This window comes from Mesorhizobium sp. 01N446, assembly GCF_056399285.1.
Map to the genome: position 1 here is coordinate 179,025 of NZ_JBFTRA010000004.1, position 19,299 is coordinate 198,323.

Here is a 19,299-nt window from a genome sequence, read left to right on the forward strand (position 1 = left end):
CCATCGAAAGACGGCCGGCTTCGCTGACTTCTGGAGACTGCTCCCATGAGCCGGCCGCGTCAACCATCAACAGCCGGTTACCGAAAAACGTGATCGGCGGGAGGTTACGTACAGGTCAGGTTTTTACACAGCTTTGTCAGGAGCGTGTTCGGCCTTTGTTCTTTCTGCTTGCCCCTTCGCGCGAAAGGCGGTTAAACGATTTCTGTCGGGAATTGTGGCGTCTCTCGACGTGGCGGCAAAAACACCTACATAGGGGATGGCCGGGACAATCCCGCCAATCCCACGAATTCCAGATCTGAGGCGGCGACCGGCGATGGCCGACCATAAATTCCTTTCCATTCGCGGGGCGCGCGAACACAATCTGAAGAACGTCGATCTCGATTTGCCGCGTGACAGCCTGATCGTCATGACCGGCCTGTCGGGTTCCGGCAAATCGTCGCTCGCCTTCGACACCATCTACGCCGAAGGCCAGCGCCGCTATGTCGAGAGCCTGTCGGCCTATGCCCGGCAATTCCTCGAAATGATGCAGAAGCCCGACGTCGACCAGATCGACGGCCTGTCGCCTGCCATCTCCATCGAGCAGAAGACCACCTCGAAGAACCCGCGCTCGACGGTCGGCACCGTCACCGAGATCTACGACTATATGCGCCTGTTGTTCGCCCGTGTCGGCGTGCCCTATTCGCCGGCCACCGGCCTGCCGATCGAGAGCCAGACGGTCAGCCAGATGGTCGACCGCGTGCTGGCGCTGGAGGAAGGCACGCGCCTGTTCCTGCTGGCGCCGATCGTGCGCGGCCGCAAGGGCGAGTACCGCAAGGAACTACTGGAGCTCCAGAAGAAGGGGTTTCAGCGCGTCAAGGTCGACGGCGTCTTCTATGAGATCGCGGATGTTCCGGCGCTGGACAAGAAATACAAGCACGACATCGATGTCGTCGTCGACCGCATCGTCGTACGCGGCGATCTGGCCACGCGTCTTGCCGACTCCATCGAGACGGCGCTGAAGCTCGCGGAGGGGCTGGCGGTGGCCGAGTTCGCCGACAGGCCGCTCGATTCCAGCCAGACCGGCGAGGATTCGGTCAACAAGTCGAAGAACGAGACGCATGAACGCATCCTGTTCTCGGAAAAATTCGCCTGCCCGGTGTCCGGCTTCACCATTCCGGAGATCGAGCCGCGGCTGTTCTCGTTCAACAACCCGTTCGGCGCCTGCCCGACCTGCGACGGTCTCGGCAGCCAGCGCGCCATCGACCCCAATCTCGTCGTGCCCGACGAGAACGTGTCGCTGCGCGACGGCGCCGTCAGCCCGTGGGCGAAATCGACCTCGCCCTATTACGTGCAGACGCTCGAGGCCTTGGGCAAGGCCTACAATTTCAAGCTCGGCGACAAGTTCAAGGATTTGAGTACCGAGGCCCAAAACGCGATCCTGCGCGGCACCGGCGAGCGCGAAGTCACCTTCCAGTATGATGACGGGCTGCGCTCCTACAAGACGACCAAGACCTTCGAAGGCGTCATCCCCAATCTCGAGCGGCGCTGGAAAGAGACCGAATCCGCCTGGATGCGCGAGGAGATCGAGCGCTTCATGTCGGCGACGCCCTGCCCCGTCTGCAAGGGCTACCGGCTGAAGCCTGAGGCGCTGGCGGTGAAGATCGGCGGCAAGCACATTGGCGAAGTCACCGAACAGTCGATCCGCAAGGCCGACCAGTGGTTCACCGACCTGCCCGCTCAGCTCAACGACAAGCAGAACGAGATCGCGGTCAGGGTGCTCAAGGAAATCCGCGAGCGCCTGCGCTTCCTCAACGATGTCGGGCTTGACTATCTGACGCTTTCGCGCAATTCCGGCACGCTGTCGGGCGGCGAGAGCCAGCGCATCCGGCTGGCATCGCAGATCGGCTCGGGCCTGACCGGCGTGCTTTACGTGCTGGACGAGCCGTCGATCGGCCTGCACCAGCGCGACAACACGCGGCTGCTCGACACGCTGAAGCACCTGCGCGACATCGGCAACACGGTGATCGTCGTCGAGCATGACGAGGACGCCATCCTGCATGCCGACTATGTCGTCGACATGGGTCCAGCCGCCGGCATACATGGCGGCGAGATCATTGCCCAGGGCACGCCGCAGCAGGTGATGGCCAACCCCAATTCGATCACAGGCAAATATTTGTCGGGCGCGCTCGAAGTGGCGACGCCTGGTGTGCGGCGTGAGGCGAAGAAGAACCGGCGCCTGAAGATCGTCGGCGCGCGCGGCAACAATTTGAAGAACGTCACCGCCGAAATCCCGCTCGGCACCTTCACCGCAGTCACCGGTGTGTCGGGCGGCGGCAAGTCGACCTTCCTGATCGAGACGCTGTTCAAGGCGGCCTCGCGCCGCATCATGGGTTCGCGCGAACATCCGGCCGAGCACGACCGCATCGAGGGCCTGGAATTCCTCGACAAGGTCATCGACATCGACCAGTCGCCGATCGGACGGACCCCGCGTTCGAACCCCGCCACCTATACCGGCGCCTTCACGCCGATCCGTGACTGGTTCGCCGGCCTGCCCGAAGCCAAGGCGCGCGGCTATCAGCCGGGACGCTTTTCGTTCAACGTCAAGGGCGGCCGCTGCGAGGCCTGCCAGGGCGACGGCGTCATCAAGATCGAGATGCACTTCCTGCCCGACGTCTACGTCACCTGCGACGTCTGCCACGGCAAGCGCTATAACAGAGAAACGCTCGACGTGCTGTTCAAGGGCAAGTCGATCGCCGACGTGCTCGACATGACGGTCGAGGAAGGCGTCGATTTCTTCGCCGCCGTGCCCGGCGTGCGCGACAAGCTCGACACGTTGAAGCAGGTCGGCCTCGGTTACATCCATATCGGCCAGCAGGCGACGACGCTTTCGGGCGGCGAGGCGCAGCGGATCAAGCTGGCCAAGGAACTGTCGCGCAAGGCGACCGGCAAGACGCTCTACATCCTCGACGAGCCGACCACCGGCCTGCATTTCCACGACGTCGCCAAGCTGTTGGAAGTGCTGCATGAACTTGTCGACCAGGGCAACACGGTGGTGGTCATCGAGCACAATCTCGAAGTGATCAAGACCGCCGACTGGGTGCTCGACCTCGGCCCCGAAGGTGGTGACGGCGGCGGCGAACTGGTTGCCCAGGGCACGCCGGAAGCCATTGTGCGCGAGAAGCGCAGCTATACCGGCCAGTTCCTCAAGGAACTGCTGGAGCGGCGCCCCGGAGGCAAGCGCGAAGCGGCGGAGTGATGGCTGGGGATGGTCTCATCACGATTCAGAGCCGCTTTGGCGTGACCGAAACCATCGACCGCCTTGCCGAGGTGGTCAAGCGCTCGGGCCTGCTTGTCTTCGCGCGCATCGATCATGCCGCCGGCGCGCGCGAAGTCGGCGCTGCGTTGCGGCCGACCGAACTGCTGATCTTCGGCAACCCCAGAGGCGGCACCCCACTGATGCAGGAAAGTCAGCTTGCCGGCATCGATCTGCCCGTCAAGGCGCTGGGCTGGGAGGATGTACAAGGCAATGCCTGGCTGTCCTACAATGATCCGCACTGGATCGCTGAGCGCCACGGCCTAGGCGATGCCAGCCGCGCCGCGGTCGCGGCGATTGCCGCCGGCATGGAGAAGGTGATCGCTGCCGCCGCTGGAATGGATCCGTCATGAGGCTTGCCCGCCCAGAAGATCTTGCCGGGATCGTCGCGCTGACGGAAGCCGCCTACGCTCCCTACAAAGCCATACTCGACGCGCCGCCGATCCCGGTGACCGAAGACTATGCCCCGCGCATCGCGCGCGGCGAGGTCTGGCTGCTGGAGAGCGGCGGCGAACTTGCCGGAGTGCTCACACTGGAGCGGCATGCGGATCACGCCATGATCTTCTCCGTAGCGGTGTCACCCGCCTTCCAGGGCAAGGGATTCGGTATCGCATTGCTGAGACACGCCGACGAGCAGACGCGCCAATGGGGCCTTCCGGAGATAAGGCTCTACACCAATGCGAAAATGGAGCGGAACATCGCGCTCTATCTCGCTTACGGCTATCGCGAAACGGGTCGCCGGCCCAATCCCTATCGGCCAGGCTGGGTGCTCGTCGACATGGCGAAGGCAATGTGAATGCAGGCCGGCAGCTCCATGGAGAACAAGCTGACCCTGGGTGGCGTGGTCCGCTCGTCGCAAGCTTACGGCGCCGACTATCTGCCCGAATTCCAGCGCATCCTGCTGCAGCATGTGAAGCCCGTTACGCGCGCCTATCTGGAATGGGGGATGGGCCACACGACGCTGGCGATCCTCCAGTTGAGGGAGCGACTGGCCATCGACAATCTCTTTTCGATCGACGACAGCCAGCCCTTCCTCGATCAACTTCTGCCGCAGCTGCCGCAGTGGAGCGGTTTCCATCCGGTCTGCCTGGATCTCCAGGGTCCCAAGCTTGGCGACCGCGATCCGGAGCTCAACTATTCGACCTGGCCGCTGAGCCTGGAGCGCAAATTCGATTTCATCTTCATCGACGGCCGGCGCCGCATGGAATGCGCGTTCATGGCGACGCTGCTTTGTCATGCCGAGACGATCGTGATGCTGCACGACTATCGCCGCGCACGCTATCAGCCGGTCAAGGCTCTCTACGATATCGTCGAGGACGGAAATCAGTTTCGCGTCATGCGGTTGCGCAAGGACCTCTACCCCTTGGGAACGCCGACAATCTTTGCCCCGGACGGGTCAACGCCCACTTGAACGAAATTGCCGGTTGCCACGCCTATAGCGGCAAACACATTGGAGGAGAAATCGATGAGCAAATCGGGAACAATCCGCTCCGGCATGGGCGGCTGGACCTTCGAGCCCTGGGATACGTCCTTCTATCCGGACAAATTGTCGAAGGCCAAGCAACTGCAATTTGCCAGCCGGCAGGTGCCGAGCATCGAGGTCAACGGCACCTACTATTCCAGCTTCAAGGAGCCGACCTTCGTCAAATGGGCGAGCGAGGCGCCGGACGGTTTTGTCTATTCGCTGAAGGGCAACCGCTTCGTCACCAACCGCCGCGTGCTGGGCGAAGCCGGCGAATCGATGATGCGCTTCCTCGGTTCCGGCGTTGCCGCGCTCGGCGACAAGCTCGGCCCGATCCTGTGGCAGTTCGCGCCGACCAAAAAATTCGATCCGGACGATTTCGAAGCCTTTTTGAAACTGCTCCCGGAAAAACAGGATGGCGTCGCGCTGCGCCACGCGCTGGAAGTGCGCAACGACAGTTTCATCGTGCCGGAATTCGCGGCGCTCGCCCGCAAATACAAGGCGGCGATCGTTTATGCCGACCATGCCAAATATCCTGATATCGCCGATGTCACCGGTGACTTCGTCTACGCACGGCTGCAGACCGGCTCGGACGACAATCCCGATTGCTACACGCCGAAGGGTCTCGACGAATGGGCGGCGCGGGCAAAAATATGGGCGGAGGGTAAGCAGCCGGCCGATTTGCGGCGCGCCGATCCCGCCACCGACGCGCCGGTGCAGCCGCGCGATGTGTTCGTCTACTTCATCACGGAGGGCAAGGCGCGCGCACCGTTCGGGGCGATGGCGCTGATGAAGCGTATAGCCGGCTGAAAGGCATCCATTGTTGTTCGGCTACATGCTGTAAGCGCATCATCTATGCGTTTTGCGCGTAGCAACGCGCCTATTCGTGGCATCTTCGCCACGATCGTAACCTTATCGACACTTCCTTGCTGCATGAATGCGGCGACGCCAAGCCGCACAGCTGGAGCCGCCGCCGGCAGGGAAAGAGGGGCATGTCGCTCGACTACACTTCACTTCTGCTGGCTGTGGGTTTCTCCGCCGCTTGCCTGAGCCTGACATTGTTCGGCATGTGGCTGACCGCCCGCACGGAACGGTTCCTGCTGACATGGGCGATCAGCCTGGTGTTCGTGGTCGGCGATATTTTTGTCTATGACGCCTATATCGACATGCCCGGGCGCTTGCTCGGCATCGCCACTCTGGCCCTGTTGCTGCTCGGCTTCTCGACCATGCTGGGTGCGGCCTACCAGTTCAGGACGGGCGGCTCCCCACTGCCGCGAGCACTGTTGGGTTGTGTTTCGCTGGCGATGACGCTGCCTCCCATGGCTCTGGGCTACGATGGTCTCGGCTTTATGTTCGAGAACCTTTTCGCCGCCCTGCTGCTGTTCGCGACGGCATTCGAATACTGGCGGGGCCGCGACGAAGCCCCCGCCCTGACGATCGGCATCACCACGCTCTACTCGGCCACCGCCGTTTCCTTCATGCTGTGCGCCGCGGTGCTGGCAAGGGACGGCAAGATGGTTCTAGGCCATGCACCAAGCAACTGGGCCGAGGAACTGAGCCTCATCGTCGTGATCGCCAGCATGACGGGTATCGGTGCGCTTTCGCTTGCGCTCAACCAGGGGCGTCTGGCGAGACATCACCGCCGAAACGCTCTCACCGATCCCTTGACCGGCCTGCTCAACCGGCGCGCGCTGTTCGACATGCATGGCCATGTTCCGGTCGGTGCCTTCACCGCCGTGGTCGTCTTCGATCTCGACAATTTCAAAGCCATCAACGACGAGTTTGGCCACGCGGCGGGCGACGAGGTGCTGAAAGTGTTTGCCGGAGAACTCGCCGGCAATCTTCGCCAGACCGACGTCGCCGCGCGCATGGGCGGCGAGGAATTCGCACTGGTGTTGAAGCGCACCTTGCCGGAGACGGTCGAGGACGCCGCAGAGCGCATCCGGACCGCCTTCGCGACACGCCTGATAGAGACCGAAACCGGGTCCCTGAGGTGCACGGTCAGCGCCGGTTTTGCGTTTGGCAGCAAAGAGGGCCTCAGCTTCGACAAGGTGCTCAGCGCCGCCGACAAGGCGCTCTACGACGCCAAGCGCAGCGGCCGCAACCGCGTCACCGCCTCACCATTGCGGCGCGCGAGCTGAGCACGCGCATCAATGCCGGCGGCTCTAAGCCGCCATCACGATTTCATTGAAAGTATCGAGGTCGACATAAAAGACCTTGGTGATCTCCTCGATCAGGTCGTCATAGTCGCAGCCCTGTGACCTCAAAATGTTGATGGCGGCGATGATGTCGACCCGTTCGGTAAGCCGCCGCTTCTGGTAGTCCTCGACGAAACGTTGCATGGCTGTCCCTTAGCCTGTGTGCCCAAACGCGTTTGAACGACAAAGATCGCAGGAGGGAAGCTAGGAAGCCTTGCTTGCGTGGAACTTGCCCGGCCTTCGCCGCGCCCTCGATCTGCGATAACCAGACTGATACGGAAGCGGCCGACTCACAAAGCCAACAAAAGACTAGCATGCGGCATTGCGCGCGCCAGAGATGCAGAAGACCGGATGCAAGAAATATTGGAGTTGCCAGGAACTTTGGATCGCCAGCCGAAGTCCGGCACTGATTCTAGACGGTAAGGAACTTGCGGACATCAGCCCGGTCCAGATCTTCCGCCGGACCAGTATGGACGATCTGGCCGCGGTCCATGATGTTGACCTCGTCGGCGAGTTCGCGGCAGAAGTCGAGATATTGTTCGACCAGCAGCACGGCGATACCAGCCTGGTCGCGCAAATAGCGGATGGCGCGGCCGATATCCTTGATGATCGACGGCTGGATGCCTTCGGTGGGTTCATCCAGCACCAGCAGCTTCGGCCGCATCACCAGCGCCCTGCCGATGGCCAGCTGCTGTTGCTGACCGCCCGAAAGATCGCCGCCACGGCGGCCAAGCATCTGCTTCAACACCGGAAACAGCTCGAAGACATGCGCCGGCACGTTGCGGTCGGCGCGCTTCAGAGGCGCAAAACCCGATTCCAGGTTTTCGCGCACCGTGAGCAGGGGGAATATCTCCCTGCCCTGCGGCACGAATGCGATGCCCGACCGGGCGCGGTCATACGCCGCGCTCCGGTCGAGCGCCTTCCCCTCGAAGGCAACGCTTCCGCTCGTCAGCCGGTGGTGGCCGACGATCGATCTCATCAAACTGGTCTTGCCGACGCCATTGCGGCCGAGCACGCAAGTGATCTTGCCGGCGCCCGCCTTCAGCGAAACGCCGCGCAGCGCCTGGGCGGCGCCGTAGTGGAGCGTGACGTTTGAAACTTCGAGCATGTCAGCGCCTTCTCCAGAACCGGAGAAACGACAGATCGAAGCGATGGAATTGAACGCGCCAGACCATGCTCATCTCCCCAGATAGACTTCGACGACACGCTCGTCGGCCGAGACGAAATCGAGCGTGCCTTCCGACAGCACCGAGCCTTCGTGCAGGCAGGTGACCTTGACGCCGAGTTCGCGCACGAAATGCATGTCGTGCTCGACGACGATCACCGAATGGTCACGCGCAATGTCCTTGAGCAGCCGCGCTGTCTCCTCGGTTTCCGCATCGGTCATGCCCGCGACCGGCTCGTCGACCAAAAGCAGTTTTGGGTCCTGCGCGAGCAGCATGCCGATCTCCAGCCACTGTTTCTGGCCGTGGCTGAGATTGGCGGCCAGCTCATGGCGCTTGTCGCCCAGCCGGATGATGCCGAGAATGTCGTCGATCTGCCGTGCCTCGGCCGCCGAGCGGCGGTGGAACAGCGCCGGGAAGATCGAACGCGGCCCCTTCAGCGCCAGCATCAGATTGTCCTCGATCGTGTGGCTTTCGAAGACCGTCGGCTTCTGGAATTTGCGGCCGATGCCCATCATGGCGATCTCGGCCTCGTCATGCCTGGTGAGATCCACCTGGCCGTTGAAGAACACTTCGCCCTCGTCGGGCCGCGTCTTGCCGGTGACGATGTCCATCATCGTCGTCTTGCCGGCGCCGTTGGGGCCGATGATGGCGCGCATCTCGCCCTTGTCGAGCACCAGCGACAGATTGTTGATGGCGCGAAAACCGTCGAAGGAGACGCAGACGCCGTCAAGATAGAGAATGGTGTTCGACTTGCTCATGGCCGCTACTCCGCCGCCTGCGGTTCAGGGTCGGACCAGGACCATTCGCCTGGATTCCTCGCCGGCGAGCGGGCGGGCTTCGAGGTCGCGGATGCCACGGCAACCTTGGTGCCGGCCTCCTCGGCGACGGAAGCCGCGCGCAACGCCCTGGCATTGCCGCGCCAGCTGTCCCACATGCCGATGATGCCTTTCGGCAAGAGCAAGGTGACGGCGACGAACAGGCCGCCCAGCGCAAACAGCCACAATTCCGGCAGCACGCCGGTGAACCAGGATTTGCCGGCATTGACCAGCAGCGCGCCGACGATCGGGCCGACGATGGTGCCGCGACCGCCGACGGCCGCCCAGATCACCACCTCGATCGAATTGGACGGTTCGAACTCACCGGGATTGATGATGCCGACTTGCGGCACGTAGAGGGCGCCGGCAATGCCGGCCATGACGGCCGAGACGGTGAAGGCGAACAGTTTCACGTTCTCCGCCCGCCAGCCGAGGAAGCGCGTGCGGCTCTCGGCGTCGCGCACCGCCATCAGGAGCTTGCCGTATTTGGAGCCGACGATCGCCCAGGTGATGAACACGGCGAGCGCCAGCATCACCGCGCTGGCCGCGAACAGCGCCGAGCGCGTCGCGTCGGCCTGCACATTGAAGCCCAGAATATCCTTGAAATCAGTCAGGCCGTTATTGCCGCCAAAACCCATATCGTTGCGAAAGAAGGCGAGCAGCAGCGCATAGGTCATCGCCTGGGTGATGATGGAGAGATAGACGCCGGTGACGCGGCTGCGGAAGGCGAACCAGCCGAAGACGAAGGCAAGCAGGCCGGGCACCGCCAGCACCATGATCGCCGCGAACCAGAAATGGTCGAAGCCATACCAGAACCAGGGCAATTCCTTGTAGTTCAGGAACACCATGAAGTCAGGCAGGATCGGGTTGCCATAGACGCCGCGCGAGCCGATCTGGCGCATCAGATACATGCCCATCGCATAGCCGCCGAGCGCGAAGAAGGCGCCATGGCCGAGCGAAAGGATGCCGCAATAGCCCCAGACCAGGTCGAGGGCGAGCGCCAGCAGCGCGTAGCAGAGATATTTGCCGGTCAGCGCCACGATATAGGCCGGGACGTAGAAGGCGCTGATCGGCGATACCGCCAGGTTGAGCAGCGGCACGACAATGGCCGCGGCCAGCAGGATAAAGATGGTGATGGCGATGCGGCGATCCGCGCCGGCGGCGAAGAAGCGTCCCGTGATCATGCTTCCACCGCCCTGCCCTTCAGCGCGAACAAGCCGCGCGGGCGCTTCTGGATGAACAGGATGATCAGCACCAGCACGACGATCTTGCCGAGCACGGCGCCCGCATAGGGCTCGAGGAACTTGTTGACGATGCCCAGGGAAAACGCGCCGACCAGCGTGCCCCACAGATTGCCGACGCCGCCGAAGACAACGACCATGAAGCTGTCGATGATGTAGCCGCGGCCGAGATTGGGCGAGACATTGTCGATCTGGCTGAGCGCGACACCGGCAATGCCGGCAATGCCGGATCCGAGCGCGAAGGTCAGCGCGTCGACCCACGGCGTCCTGATGCCCATCGAGGCTGCCATGCGCCGGTTGGCGGTGACGGCGCGCATCTGCAGCCCCCAGGGCGTGCGCTTCATGACATAGAGCAGCACGCCGAACACGGTGAGCGCGAAGACCAGGATCCACAGACGGTTCCAGGTGATGGCCAGCTGGCCGATATCGAACGAACCCGACATCCAGGAAGGATTGCCAACCTCCTGGTTGGTCGGCCCGAAGATCGAACGGACAGCCTGCTGCAGGATCAGCGACACGCCCCACGTCGCCAGCAGCGTCTCGAGCGGCCGGCCATAGAGGAAACGGATGACGCCGCGTTCGATCGCGAGGCCGACGAGTGCAGCAACCAGGAAGGCAAGCGGCAGCGCGATCACCAGCGACCAGTCGAACAGGCCGGGAAAGGACGTGCGGATCACCTGCTGGACGACGAAGGTCGTGTAGGCGCCGAGCATCACCATCTCGCCATGCGCCATGTTGATGACGCCCATGACACCGAAGGTGATGGCAAGCCCGATCGCCGCGAGCAGCAGCACCGAGCCCAGCGAAATGCCGTACCAGATGTTCTGCCCGGCATCCCAAAGCGCCAATGTCGAATTGATGTTGGCGATCGCGGCCGTCGCGGCTTCCTTCACCGCGCCCGAGGTGTTGGCCTCGACCGAAGTGAGCAATGACACCGCGTCACGGTCGCCGCGCGCGCCGATCAGCGCAATGGCCGCCAGCTTGTCGGCTTCAGGCCGATCCGAGACGAGAACCGAGGCGGCGCGGGCCTGTTCGAGCAGAGCCTTGACGCTGGCAACCGTCTCCTTGGCGATCGCCGCGTCGAGCGGCTCGACATTGGCCGCGTCCGGCGTCTTGAACATGGTGTCGGCGGCGGCGATGCGGACAGTCGGGTCCTTGGCGCCGAGCGTCAACGTGCCCAGCGCATCGCGGATGACGCGGCGCAGCGTGTTGTTGACCTTGATCTTGGTGATCTCGTCCTTGGCCGCCTCGCCGGATGCCTCGCCGCTTAGCGGGTCGGAAAGCTGGACGCCTTCRCCGGCTTCCTTGCCGACGAAGACCAGGGAATCGGCCTTATGGATATAGAGATTGCCGTCGGCGAGCGCGGCAAGCGGCCGCTCGACGGCCGGATCGCCGGTGGCCGCCAGTTCATGAACGACGGCTCCGATCTCGGAAAACCCCTTGGCCGCCGCGAATTTGGCGATGATACCACGCAGATCGGCTTCCGCCGCGCCCGACGACGACAGCGTCGCCAGCAGGAACAGCAGCATCAGGCCAATCGTGCGGAGCAGGCTCATCGGCTTCAGGCGACCTTGAAGGGTTGAATTGGGCGTCCGGACGGTGGAGGAAACCGTCCGGACGCGCGCGGTCTTGGACATGGACCCGAAGGTCCAGTCCGGGGAGGATCAGTTCGTTCCCTTGCCGCCGCACTTGCCGGTGGCAACGTTGAAGTTGCCGCACGACAGAGGCTTGCGCCAATCGGAGATCAGGTCCTTGGAGTCCGGCAGGTAGTCGGACCATTCGTCGCCCATGACCAGGCCCGGCGTGCGCGAAACCGTCTCGAACTGGCCGTCGGCCTGGATTTCGCCGATCAGCACCGGCTTGGTGATGTGATGGTTCGGCATCATCGTCGAATAGCCGCCGGTCAGGTTCGGCACCGAAACGCCGATCATGGCGTCGATGACCTTGTCGGGATCGGTGGTGCCAGCCTTCTCGACCGCCTTCACCCACATGTTGAAGCCGATATAGTGGGCTTCCATCGGGTCGTTGGTGGTGCGCTTGTCGTTCTTGATGAACTTGTGCCAGTCGGCGATGAACTTCTTGTTTTCCGGCGTGTCGACGCTCTCAAAGTAGTTCCACGCGGCAAGATGGCCGACCAGCGGCGCGGTGTCGAGACCGGCCAGTTCTTCCTCGCCGACCGAGAAGGCCATGACCGGGATGTCCTCGGCCTTGATGCCCTGGTTGCCGAGTTCCTTGTAGAACGGCACATTGGCGTCACCGTTGACGGTCGAGACGACGGCGGTCTTCTTGCCGGCCGAGCCGAACTTCTTGATCGCCGAGACTTCGGTCTGCCAGTCGGAGAAGCCGAACGGCGTGTAGTTGACCATGATGTCCTCGGCCGCGACGCCCTTGGCCTTCAGATAGGCTTCGAGGATCTTGTTGGTGGTGCGCGGATAGACGTAGTCGGTGCCTTCCAGCACCCAGCGCTTCACCGAGCCGCCATCCTCGCTCATCAGATAGTCGACAGCCGGAATGGCCTGCTGGTTGGGTGCGGCACCCGTGTAGAACACGTTGCGCTCGCTTTCCTCGCCCTCATACTGGACGGGATAGAACAGGATGTTGTCGAGCTCGGAGAACACCGGCAGCACCGACTTGCGCGACACCGAGGTCCAGCAGCCGAACACCGCCGCGACCTTGTCCTTTGAAATCAGCTCGCGCGCCTTTTCGGCGAACAGCGGCCAGTTGGAAGCCGGATCGACGACGACGGCTTCAAGCTTCTTGCCGAGCAGGCCGCCCTTGGCGTTCTGCTCATCGATGAGCATCAGCATGGCGTCCTTCAGCGTCGTCTCCGAAATCGCCATGGTCCCCGACAGCGAATGGAGAATGCCGACCTTGATCGTATCGTCGGCCGCCCTGGCGGGAGCCGACATCAGCAGGCCGGCGGCAACCACGCTCGCCGAAAACATTTTTGTTATTGTCGAGAAATTACCCCTCATGCGGAAGACTCCCAAGCTGGTTGATTGCACCGCAACAATACAATGCAACCCGCATGCCAACCGCTGCCGGGACGCTTGAAAATGGCGAATAGCCGAACATTATCAGATAGTTATTATATTAGATTGAACAGATCAAAGAGAGCCGGTTAAAAATTGGTTGAGGGAAATTTGCGCAGCGCACACAGTGTCTGCCTAATTTTTGCCCAATTTCATCAGATGCCTACATTTTGGACTGCACGCGTGAGGCGGGGACGACAAATGTTGCGGCACAACGCAAAAATAGGGCAAGCTCCCTGCTCAACCGAGCGACGTCATGCCATCCCTGATTTCATGCATTTTTATCGGCACAATGCTTCTGGCGGCAACGACCGGCGCCGCACGGGCCGATTTCAGCGACGGCAAGATGCCTGACGGCACCTATCACTGCGAAGTCTACCTGCTCGGCATGTTCCTCGACCTCGGAGATATCACCATCAAGGGGAACGTCTATACGGGCCCTGTCACCTTCGGCACCGCCCAGCAGGCTTACAACTATCAGATGAATGCAAACGGCGAGATCTCCTGGCTGGGACCGCTCGGCGGTTACACCGCCGGCGGCAACTCGCTGTCGATGACCCAGGCAACGCTGGACGGCCAGAACCCGCCCTCCTTCGACATCATCATGAAGCAGCCTGACGGTGCCTTCACCGCCTCGACCTGCACCCGGGGAAGCAATCCTTAGGCCTTCCCTCAAACGGCGCCGCCGTACGGCCTGCAAGCCGTGTCCGCCTTCTCGTGTCATCTGGGTGTTGCCGAAGCTGGATAGGCAGCGGTGCGCCGTCACTTCACGCCGGACGGTGCGACGCTGTTCCTTTCGGTCCAGCATCCCTCCGAGGATGCCGAAACGCTCGACAAGGCGCAGTCGCTGTGGCCGGATTTCAAGGATGGCCAGCCGCCCCGGCCATCGGTGGTCGCGATCCGCCGCAAGGACGGCCAGCCGGTTGGGGTGTGAGACTGCGAGGTCCAAAGGCGCGGAACCTCGTCGGGTCCCGCGCCGGCGGAAAGCGGCCTAGCGCTCTTCCCAAGCGGTTTCGAGCGCCAGCCGGCTCATATCTGTGAAAAGCGCCTGGCGTTCGGAATAGTCGGCCTGTTCGCCGGTAACCAGATTGTCGACGACGGTCAGCAGCGACAACGCCCTCGCGCCGAAATGCGCCGCGATGCGGTAGAGCGCGCTGGTTTCCATGTCCACGGCCAGCGCTCCAAACGCCCTTGCCTCGGCATAACGGATGCTCGCTTCGGGATGGTAGAATATGTCGGTGCAGGCCGTCAGACCGGCGTGGTGGTCGATGCCGAGTTCGGCTGCCGTGGCCATTGCACGAGCGAGCAGGCCTGGATCCGGGCTGGCATCGGCGTCGTAAAGGCCAAAGACCTTACCGTTCTCGGCGTTTTCCGGGTGTGCCGATTGCGAGATCACCAGGCTGCGCAGCTTTACCTCGGCGCTCAGGCCGCCGCAGGTCCCGGTGCGGATCAGTGTTCGGATGCCATAATAGTCGAGCAATTCATGGGCATAGATCAGGAACGATGAGACACCGATGCCCGTCGCCTGGATGCTGATGGGTTGGCCGCGATAAAGGCCGGTGAAGCCGAGAGCGCCCCGCCGGCGATTGACGCAGCGCGGCGCGTCGAGAAACGTATGCGCCATCCATTCGGCGCGCTGCGGGTCACCCGGCAACAGCACCGTTTCGGCGTAATCGCCCTTGTTTGCCTCTATGTGTATCGTCAATCGCTGCCCCCAAAGCCCGCTTGCCCTCTCGCCCGCAATCATGGCGCTGTCAGGGCGTTGTGCAAGACGGGGCATCGGAAGAGGCTAAATTAGGACTCCAACATATCCTTGACGATCGTCGCCAGTTGCTTGAGCGAGAACGGCTTCGGCAGGAAGCCGAAATGCGCGTCGGCCGGCAGGTTCCTGGCGAATGCGTCCTCGGCATAGCCGGACACGAAGACGAACTTGATGTCGGGCTGGCGCTTGCGCAACTCGCCAAGCAGGGTCGGCCCGTCCATCTCCGGCATGACCACGTCCGAAACGACGATGTCGACCTTGCCGCCGAGCGCCTCGAACACTTCCAGCGCCTCGACGCCGGAGGACGCCTCGTGCACCGTATAGCCGCGCGAGGTCAGCGCCCGCATGCCGCCCATGCGCACGGCATCCTCGTCCTCGACCAGCAGCACCGTGGCTGACCCGGACAGGTCCTTGGTGCTGTCGACCGGTTTCACCGGCGCCGCACTCGGCGCGTCACCGGGTTCGAGCGCCTTCTTTGCTTCCGCGATATGACGCGGCAGGAAGATGCGGAAGGTCGATCCCTTGCCGACCTCGGAATCGCAGAAGATGAAGCCGCCGGTCTGCTTGATGATGCCGTAGACCATGGACAGGCCAAGGCCCGTGCCCTTGCCGACCTCCTTGGTGGTGAAGAACGGCTCGAAGATCTTCTTCAACACATCCGGCGCGATGCCGCTGCCGGTGTCCTCGACCTCGACCACCACATAGTCGGCCGCGGCGAGCTCGCGATAAGAAAAGGTCTTGCATTCCTCGGCGGTGACGTTGCGGGTGCGCACGGTGAGATCGCCGCCGGCGGGCATCGCGTCGCGCGCATTGACCGCCAGGTTGACCACCACCTGCTCGAACTGACCGATATCGACCTTGACCGGCCACAGGTCGCGGCCGTGGTCGATCTTCAGCTTGATGTCGTTGCCGACCAGGCGAGCAAGCAGCATCCTGAGATCGGCGAGCACGTCGGTGAGATTCAGCACTTCCGGCCGCAGCGTCTGTTTGCGCGAGAAGGCCAGCAACTGCCTGACCAGCGAAGCCGCCCGGTTGGCGTTCTGCTTGATGTTCATGATGTCGGGGAAGGACGGGTCCGACGGCCGGTGATTGGTCAACAGCAGGTCCGACGCCATGATGATGGCGGTCAGCACATTGTTGAAGTCGTGGGCGATGCCGCCGGCGAGTTGCCCGACCGCCTGCATCTTCTGGCTTTGCGCCATCTGCCCTTCGAGCGCCTTCTGCTCGGTCGTCTCGACGGCGTAGACAATGGCCGATTCCTCGGCGCCCTCGCCGCCCGTGCCGTCGGCGACGGCATTGACGTAGAAGCGGATGTGCCGCTCTTCATTGCCTGGCAGCACGGTGTCGATCGGCTCGATGTCGGCCTGCCGCTGCCGGGCCTTCTCGAATGCGGCGGCAAAGGCCGGCCGCTCGCGCTCATGGATCACCGTATCGAGCCGCACGCGGCGATCCACGGCATCCCGGTCGACGACCGAGGAAAACAGCGACAGGAACGGTGCGTTGGTGCGCAGGATGCGCCCGCTGGCATCGACACCCGCGATCGCCATCGGCGTCGAATTGAAGAAGCGGGTGAAGCGCACTTCCGAAGCGCGCAAATCGGCCGAGGCGTCCTCGCCCTGCGTGCGGTTGAGCACGATCGTGCGCGTCGGACCGCCAACCCCTTCGCGGCTGGCCGAAACGCGATGCATGAAGCGCACCGGCAGCGCCTCGCCCGTCATCGTCGTCAAATCGAGATCGATGACGGCGTTACGCGTCGTGCCGGGGTCGGCCTTGACCGAGCGCACCAGCGCCATGCCGTCGCCGGCGACGATGTCCGGCAAGGTCACCGCGCCTGGCGTGAAACTGGCGAGATCGATGCCCAGCCATTCCGCGAGCGTGGCGTTGATGTAGGTGACACGACCGTCCTGGTCGGCGGAAAAGAATCCGGCCGGGGCGTGGTCGAGATGATCGATGGCCTTCTGCAGATCGAGGAAGAAACGCTCCTGCTCGGCCCGCTCCTGCGAAATGTCGGCGAGTTGCCAGGCCAGCATCGGCAGGCGCTGGCCCGGAACGTTGAAGGTGCGGGCGCGCGCCCGGTACCAGCGGGCTCCGGGTTCGGCGCCGGGCCGGATCGACTGCGCCAGCCGGAACTCGCCGTCGCCCGGCTGTCCGTCACGCAGGCCGGAGGCCAGCCGGTAAATCGTCACCGAGGCCTCGGGAACATCCGAAAGCAGCGCCTCGACCGTCTTGAGGTCGGCAGCCGAGGAAGCTCCGGTCATGTCGGCATAGGCGCGGTTGGCGTAGACGACGCGGCCCTTGGTGTCGGTCACCAGCAGACCTTGCGCCATGGAATCGACGAACGCCTTGGACAGTTCATCGCCAGTCGAGCGCGGCGTAACCTGCACGAAGCCGATCGCGGTCGCGAACAGGAAGCCGACGCCGATCATCGCCAGCACGCCAAGCATGCCGAGCAGGAACGGGTCGCCGAGGCGCTCGCGGAACAGGCCGAAGACGATCGCGGCCCCCGTCAGAACGACGATGAATATGATGAGCCGGGTGACCGCACCCGGTCGCGTGTTCTGGTCGACGATCGGTACCGGATAGAAATCGCCGCGCGCTTCCTTGGCCATATGCCCCCTGCTCGTGAAGTCCGATGTCCCGACGCCCGCCCCTAATGCACGTCGCCCAAAAGTGACTTCGATTTTGGGAAAACGACACGCACGAAACAAGGACCTAGTGCGCTTCGCATGAATCCGCTTCAGCGCGACCCGCTTTAGCCGGTTGAATCACATTCTCCCAGTCCGGAAAAGGCCCGGGCGGCAAATGTCAGATAAAAATGATGCCGGCCGTGTTTCAAGCTGTTCACGATGCGTGAAAGGCAACTTGCGGTGGCCAGCCGCAACGGTCTAGTGTCGCGTCACTTTCCGAACCGATCAGGGGAAACCAATGCAGTGGCTGGATAGCGTGGCGGGCCCTGGTTATGCGGCGGCACTCCTGTGGACTTTCGCGGCGCTGATCCTGCTGGTCATCGTACTCGTCATCATCAGGCTCGTGCGCAACCTGACTTTCGGTACGTTTGTCGCCGGTGGCCGGAACCGCAAGACGCGGCTCGCCGTCATGGACGCCACAGCCGTCGACAGCCATCGCCGGCTGGTGCTGGTGCGCCGCGATGACATTGAACATCTGCTTTTGATCGGCGGCCCGACCGACGTCGTCGTCGAACGCGACATACGCCTCGCCACGCCGCGCCGTCCGGCTCTGACCGGAGATGGCGGCCTGCAGCCTGCCCCCGCCACCGCGGCTCCGGCGGCAAAACCGCGGCCGCCTCAACCGGCTCCCGCACCGGCACGACCGGCGCCGCAGCCGGTAACCGCGGCGCCGCCGCCTGCCCGCCCGCGCCCGGCAGCGCCGCCACCCGCCCCCGCCCCGAAACCGGTTGCGCAACCCTATCAATCGACCAACGTCACACCGCTGCCAGCCTATGGCTCCGCCAACGCCAATGCCGCCAGGCAGGCGCCACCGCCGCCAAAGCAGGAGAGCATCGACGACGAACTGATGAAGGACCTGGAGGTTTCGCTCGACCAGCCGCGCTCCGGCGGCCCTGTTGGCAAACCGGTGGCCAAGGCGCCGCAATCGCTCGACGATGAAATGACCAGGCTTCTGGGCGAGCTTTCAAGCCAGAAGAGATGATTGGCGCCTGAGGCGGCCCGCCGGCCGGCGATCTCGCCGGGGTTTGCTTTCGCTTGCAGCGACGGATTGTGATGCCGCCAACAAAAAAATGGCCGGGAAGCCCGGCCATTTTCGACAATGACTTCACTGTAACTGCCTTGAGATGCAGTCCAGAAGCAATACCTCAGTCGTCGCGATAGACTTTTTCGCGGCGCTCATGCCGTTCCTGCGCTTCGATCGACAGAGTGGCGATCGGACGGGCGTCGAGCCGCTTCAGCGCGATCGGCTCGCCGGTTTCCTCGCAATAGCCGTAAGTGCCTTCGTCGATGCGCTGCAGCGCCGAATCGATCTTTGAGATGAGCTTGCGCTGACGATCGCGGGCCCTGAGCTCGATGGCGCGGTCCGTTTCCGAAGAGGCGCGGTCCGCGAGATCGGGATGGTTGGCGTTTTCCTGCTGCAGGATTTCGAGAGTTTCGCGCGCTTCGCGCAATATGTCATTTTTCCAGGTGACGAGCTTCAGGCGGAAGTAGGATTTCTGCCGTTCGTTCATGAACGGCTCGTCCTCGGAGGGTACGTAATCGGCGGTAACGATGTCGTTCATTCGACTCACCCAAACTGCCCCAAATTTGGCGCTTATATATTCGCCACCCGACGCCTGCACAAGCGCAATCAGCCACCGACTC

Annotated in this window: 18 protein-coding genes; 9 read left to right on the forward strand and 9 right to left on the reverse strand. The window is 63.0% G+C overall.

The window, feature by feature from the left end; translation table 11 throughout:
* Positions 1-313: 313 nt before the first annotated feature.
* The 6 genes from uvrA to AC1DPX_RS17840 all read left to right on the forward strand — a co-directional run bounded on the left by uvrA (position 314) and on the right by AC1DPX_RS17840 (position 6,895).
* Positions 314-3,235, forward strand: a complete 2,922-nt coding sequence (gene uvrA / locus AC1DPX_RS17815) for an excinuclease ABC subunit UvrA (RefSeq protein WP_477238478.1) — start codon at positions 314-316, stop codon at positions 3,233-3,235.
* On the forward strand, positions 3,235-3,645 hold the full coding sequence (locus AC1DPX_RS17820; protein ID WP_202354264.1) for a DUF302 domain-containing protein: 411 nt from the start codon (positions 3,235-3,237) through the stop codon (positions 3,643-3,645). The genes uvrA and AC1DPX_RS17820 overlap by 1 nt, the downstream gene beginning before the upstream one ends.
* The gene (locus AC1DPX_RS17825; protein ID WP_202354263.1) at positions 3,642-4,088 is read left to right on the forward strand and encodes a GNAT family N-acetyltransferase; all 447 of its coding nucleotides are present in this window, start codon (positions 3,642-3,644) and stop codon (positions 4,086-4,088) included. The genes AC1DPX_RS17820 and AC1DPX_RS17825 overlap by 4 nt, the downstream gene beginning before the upstream one ends.
* Positions 4,089-4,703 (forward strand): hypothetical protein, encoded by a 615-nt coding sequence (locus AC1DPX_RS17830; protein ID WP_202354262.1) that lies wholly within the window; start codon positions 4,089-4,091, stop codon positions 4,701-4,703.
* A gap of 54 nt (positions 4,704-4,757) precedes the next feature.
* A complete protein-coding gene (locus AC1DPX_RS17835; protein ID WP_477238480.1) occupies positions 4,758-5,564 on the forward strand; it encodes a DUF72 domain-containing protein in 807 nt (268 codons plus the stop codon).
* A 182-nt stretch (positions 5,565-5,746) separates the two neighbouring features.
* Positions 5,747-6,895, forward strand: coding sequence for a GGDEF domain-containing protein (locus AC1DPX_RS17840; protein WP_202354260.1), 1,149 nt, complete (start codon positions 5,747-5,749; stop codon positions 6,893-6,895).
* Between the two features lie 24 nt (positions 6,896-6,919).
* On the opposite strand, the gene AC1DPX_RS17845 is transcribed toward AC1DPX_RS17840, so the two are convergent.
* From AC1DPX_RS17845 to urtA, 6 genes are all read right to left on the reverse strand, one after another.
* Positions 6,920-7,096 (reverse strand): hypothetical protein, encoded by a 177-nt coding sequence (locus AC1DPX_RS17845; protein WP_202354259.1) that lies wholly within the window; start codon positions 7,094-7,096, stop codon positions 6,920-6,922.
* Between the two features lie 268 nt (positions 7,097-7,364).
* The gene (urtE, locus tag AC1DPX_RS17850; protein WP_477238482.1) at positions 7,365-8,060 is read right to left on the reverse strand and encodes an urea ABC transporter ATP-binding subunit UrtE; all 696 of its coding nucleotides are present in this window, start codon (positions 8,058-8,060) and stop codon (positions 7,365-7,367) included.
* Between the two features lie 69 nt (positions 8,061-8,129).
* Positions 8,130-8,876, reverse strand: coding sequence for an urea ABC transporter ATP-binding protein UrtD (gene urtD, locus AC1DPX_RS17855; protein ID WP_202354258.1), 747 nt, complete (start codon positions 8,874-8,876; stop codon positions 8,130-8,132).
* A gap of 5 nt (positions 8,877-8,881) precedes the next feature.
* Positions 8,882-10,117 carry an urea ABC transporter permease subunit UrtC gene (gene urtC, locus AC1DPX_RS17860; RefSeq protein ID WP_477238484.1) on the reverse strand — a complete coding sequence of 412 codons (1,236 nt, stop codon included), beginning with the start codon at positions 10,115-10,117 and terminating at the stop codon, positions 8,882-8,884.
* Positions 10,114-11,730: an urea ABC transporter permease subunit UrtB gene (gene urtB, locus AC1DPX_RS17865; protein ID WP_477238486.1), complete on the reverse strand. Its 1,617-nt coding sequence runs from the start codon at positions 11,728-11,730 to the stop codon at positions 10,114-10,116. Before urtB ends, urtC begins: the two co-directional genes overlap by 4 nt.
* 108 nt (positions 11,731-11,838) lie before the next feature.
* Entirely contained in the window at positions 11,839-13,149 is a 1,311-nt protein-coding gene (urtA, locus tag AC1DPX_RS17870) for an urea ABC transporter substrate-binding protein (RefSeq protein ID WP_019858310.1), read from the reverse strand.
* Positions 13,150-13,462: 313 nt separating this feature from the next.
* Here urtA and AC1DPX_RS17875 point away from each other — a divergent pair, with 313 nt between their 5' ends.
* Both AC1DPX_RS17875 and AC1DPX_RS17880 read left to right on the forward strand, forming a co-directional pair.
* Positions 13,463-13,870 carry a hypothetical protein gene (locus AC1DPX_RS17875; RefSeq protein WP_202354255.1) on the forward strand — a complete coding sequence of 136 codons (408 nt, stop codon included), beginning with the start codon at positions 13,463-13,465 and terminating at the stop codon, positions 13,868-13,870.
* Positions 13,871-13,960: 90 nt separating this feature from the next.
* On the forward strand, positions 13,961-14,140 hold the full coding sequence (locus AC1DPX_RS17880) for a hypothetical protein (RefSeq protein ID WP_477238488.1): 180 nt from the start codon (positions 13,961-13,963) through the stop codon (positions 14,138-14,140).
* Positions 14,141-14,197: 57 nt separating this feature from the next.
* Here AC1DPX_RS17880 and AC1DPX_RS17885 read toward each other — a convergent pair whose 3' ends face one another.
* Both AC1DPX_RS17885 and cckA read right to left on the reverse strand, forming a co-directional pair.
* Positions 14,198-14,911, reverse strand: a complete 714-nt coding sequence (locus AC1DPX_RS17885; RefSeq protein WP_477238490.1) for a purine-nucleoside phosphorylase — start codon at positions 14,909-14,911, stop codon at positions 14,198-14,200.
* 89 nt (positions 14,912-15,000) lie between these two features.
* Positions 15,001-17,577 (reverse strand): cell cycle histidine kinase CckA, encoded by a 2,577-nt coding sequence (gene cckA / locus AC1DPX_RS17890; RefSeq protein WP_477238492.1) that lies wholly within the window; start codon positions 17,575-17,577, stop codon positions 15,001-15,003.
* 316 nt (positions 17,578-17,893) lie between these two features.
* Here cckA and AC1DPX_RS17895 point away from each other — a divergent pair, with 316 nt between their 5' ends.
* Positions 17,894-18,637: a hypothetical protein gene (locus tag AC1DPX_RS17895; RefSeq protein WP_477238494.1), complete on the forward strand. Its 744-nt coding sequence runs from the start codon at positions 17,894-17,896 to the stop codon at positions 18,635-18,637.
* A 163-nt stretch (positions 18,638-18,800) separates the two neighbouring features.
* Here the strand turns inward: AC1DPX_RS17895 and dksA are convergent, their stop codons facing one another.
* Positions 18,801-19,217: an RNA polymerase-binding protein DksA gene (dksA, locus tag AC1DPX_RS17900; RefSeq protein ID WP_006202025.1), complete on the reverse strand. Its 417-nt coding sequence runs from the start codon at positions 19,215-19,217 to the stop codon at positions 18,801-18,803.
* Positions 19,218-19,299 lie beyond the last annotated feature (82 nt).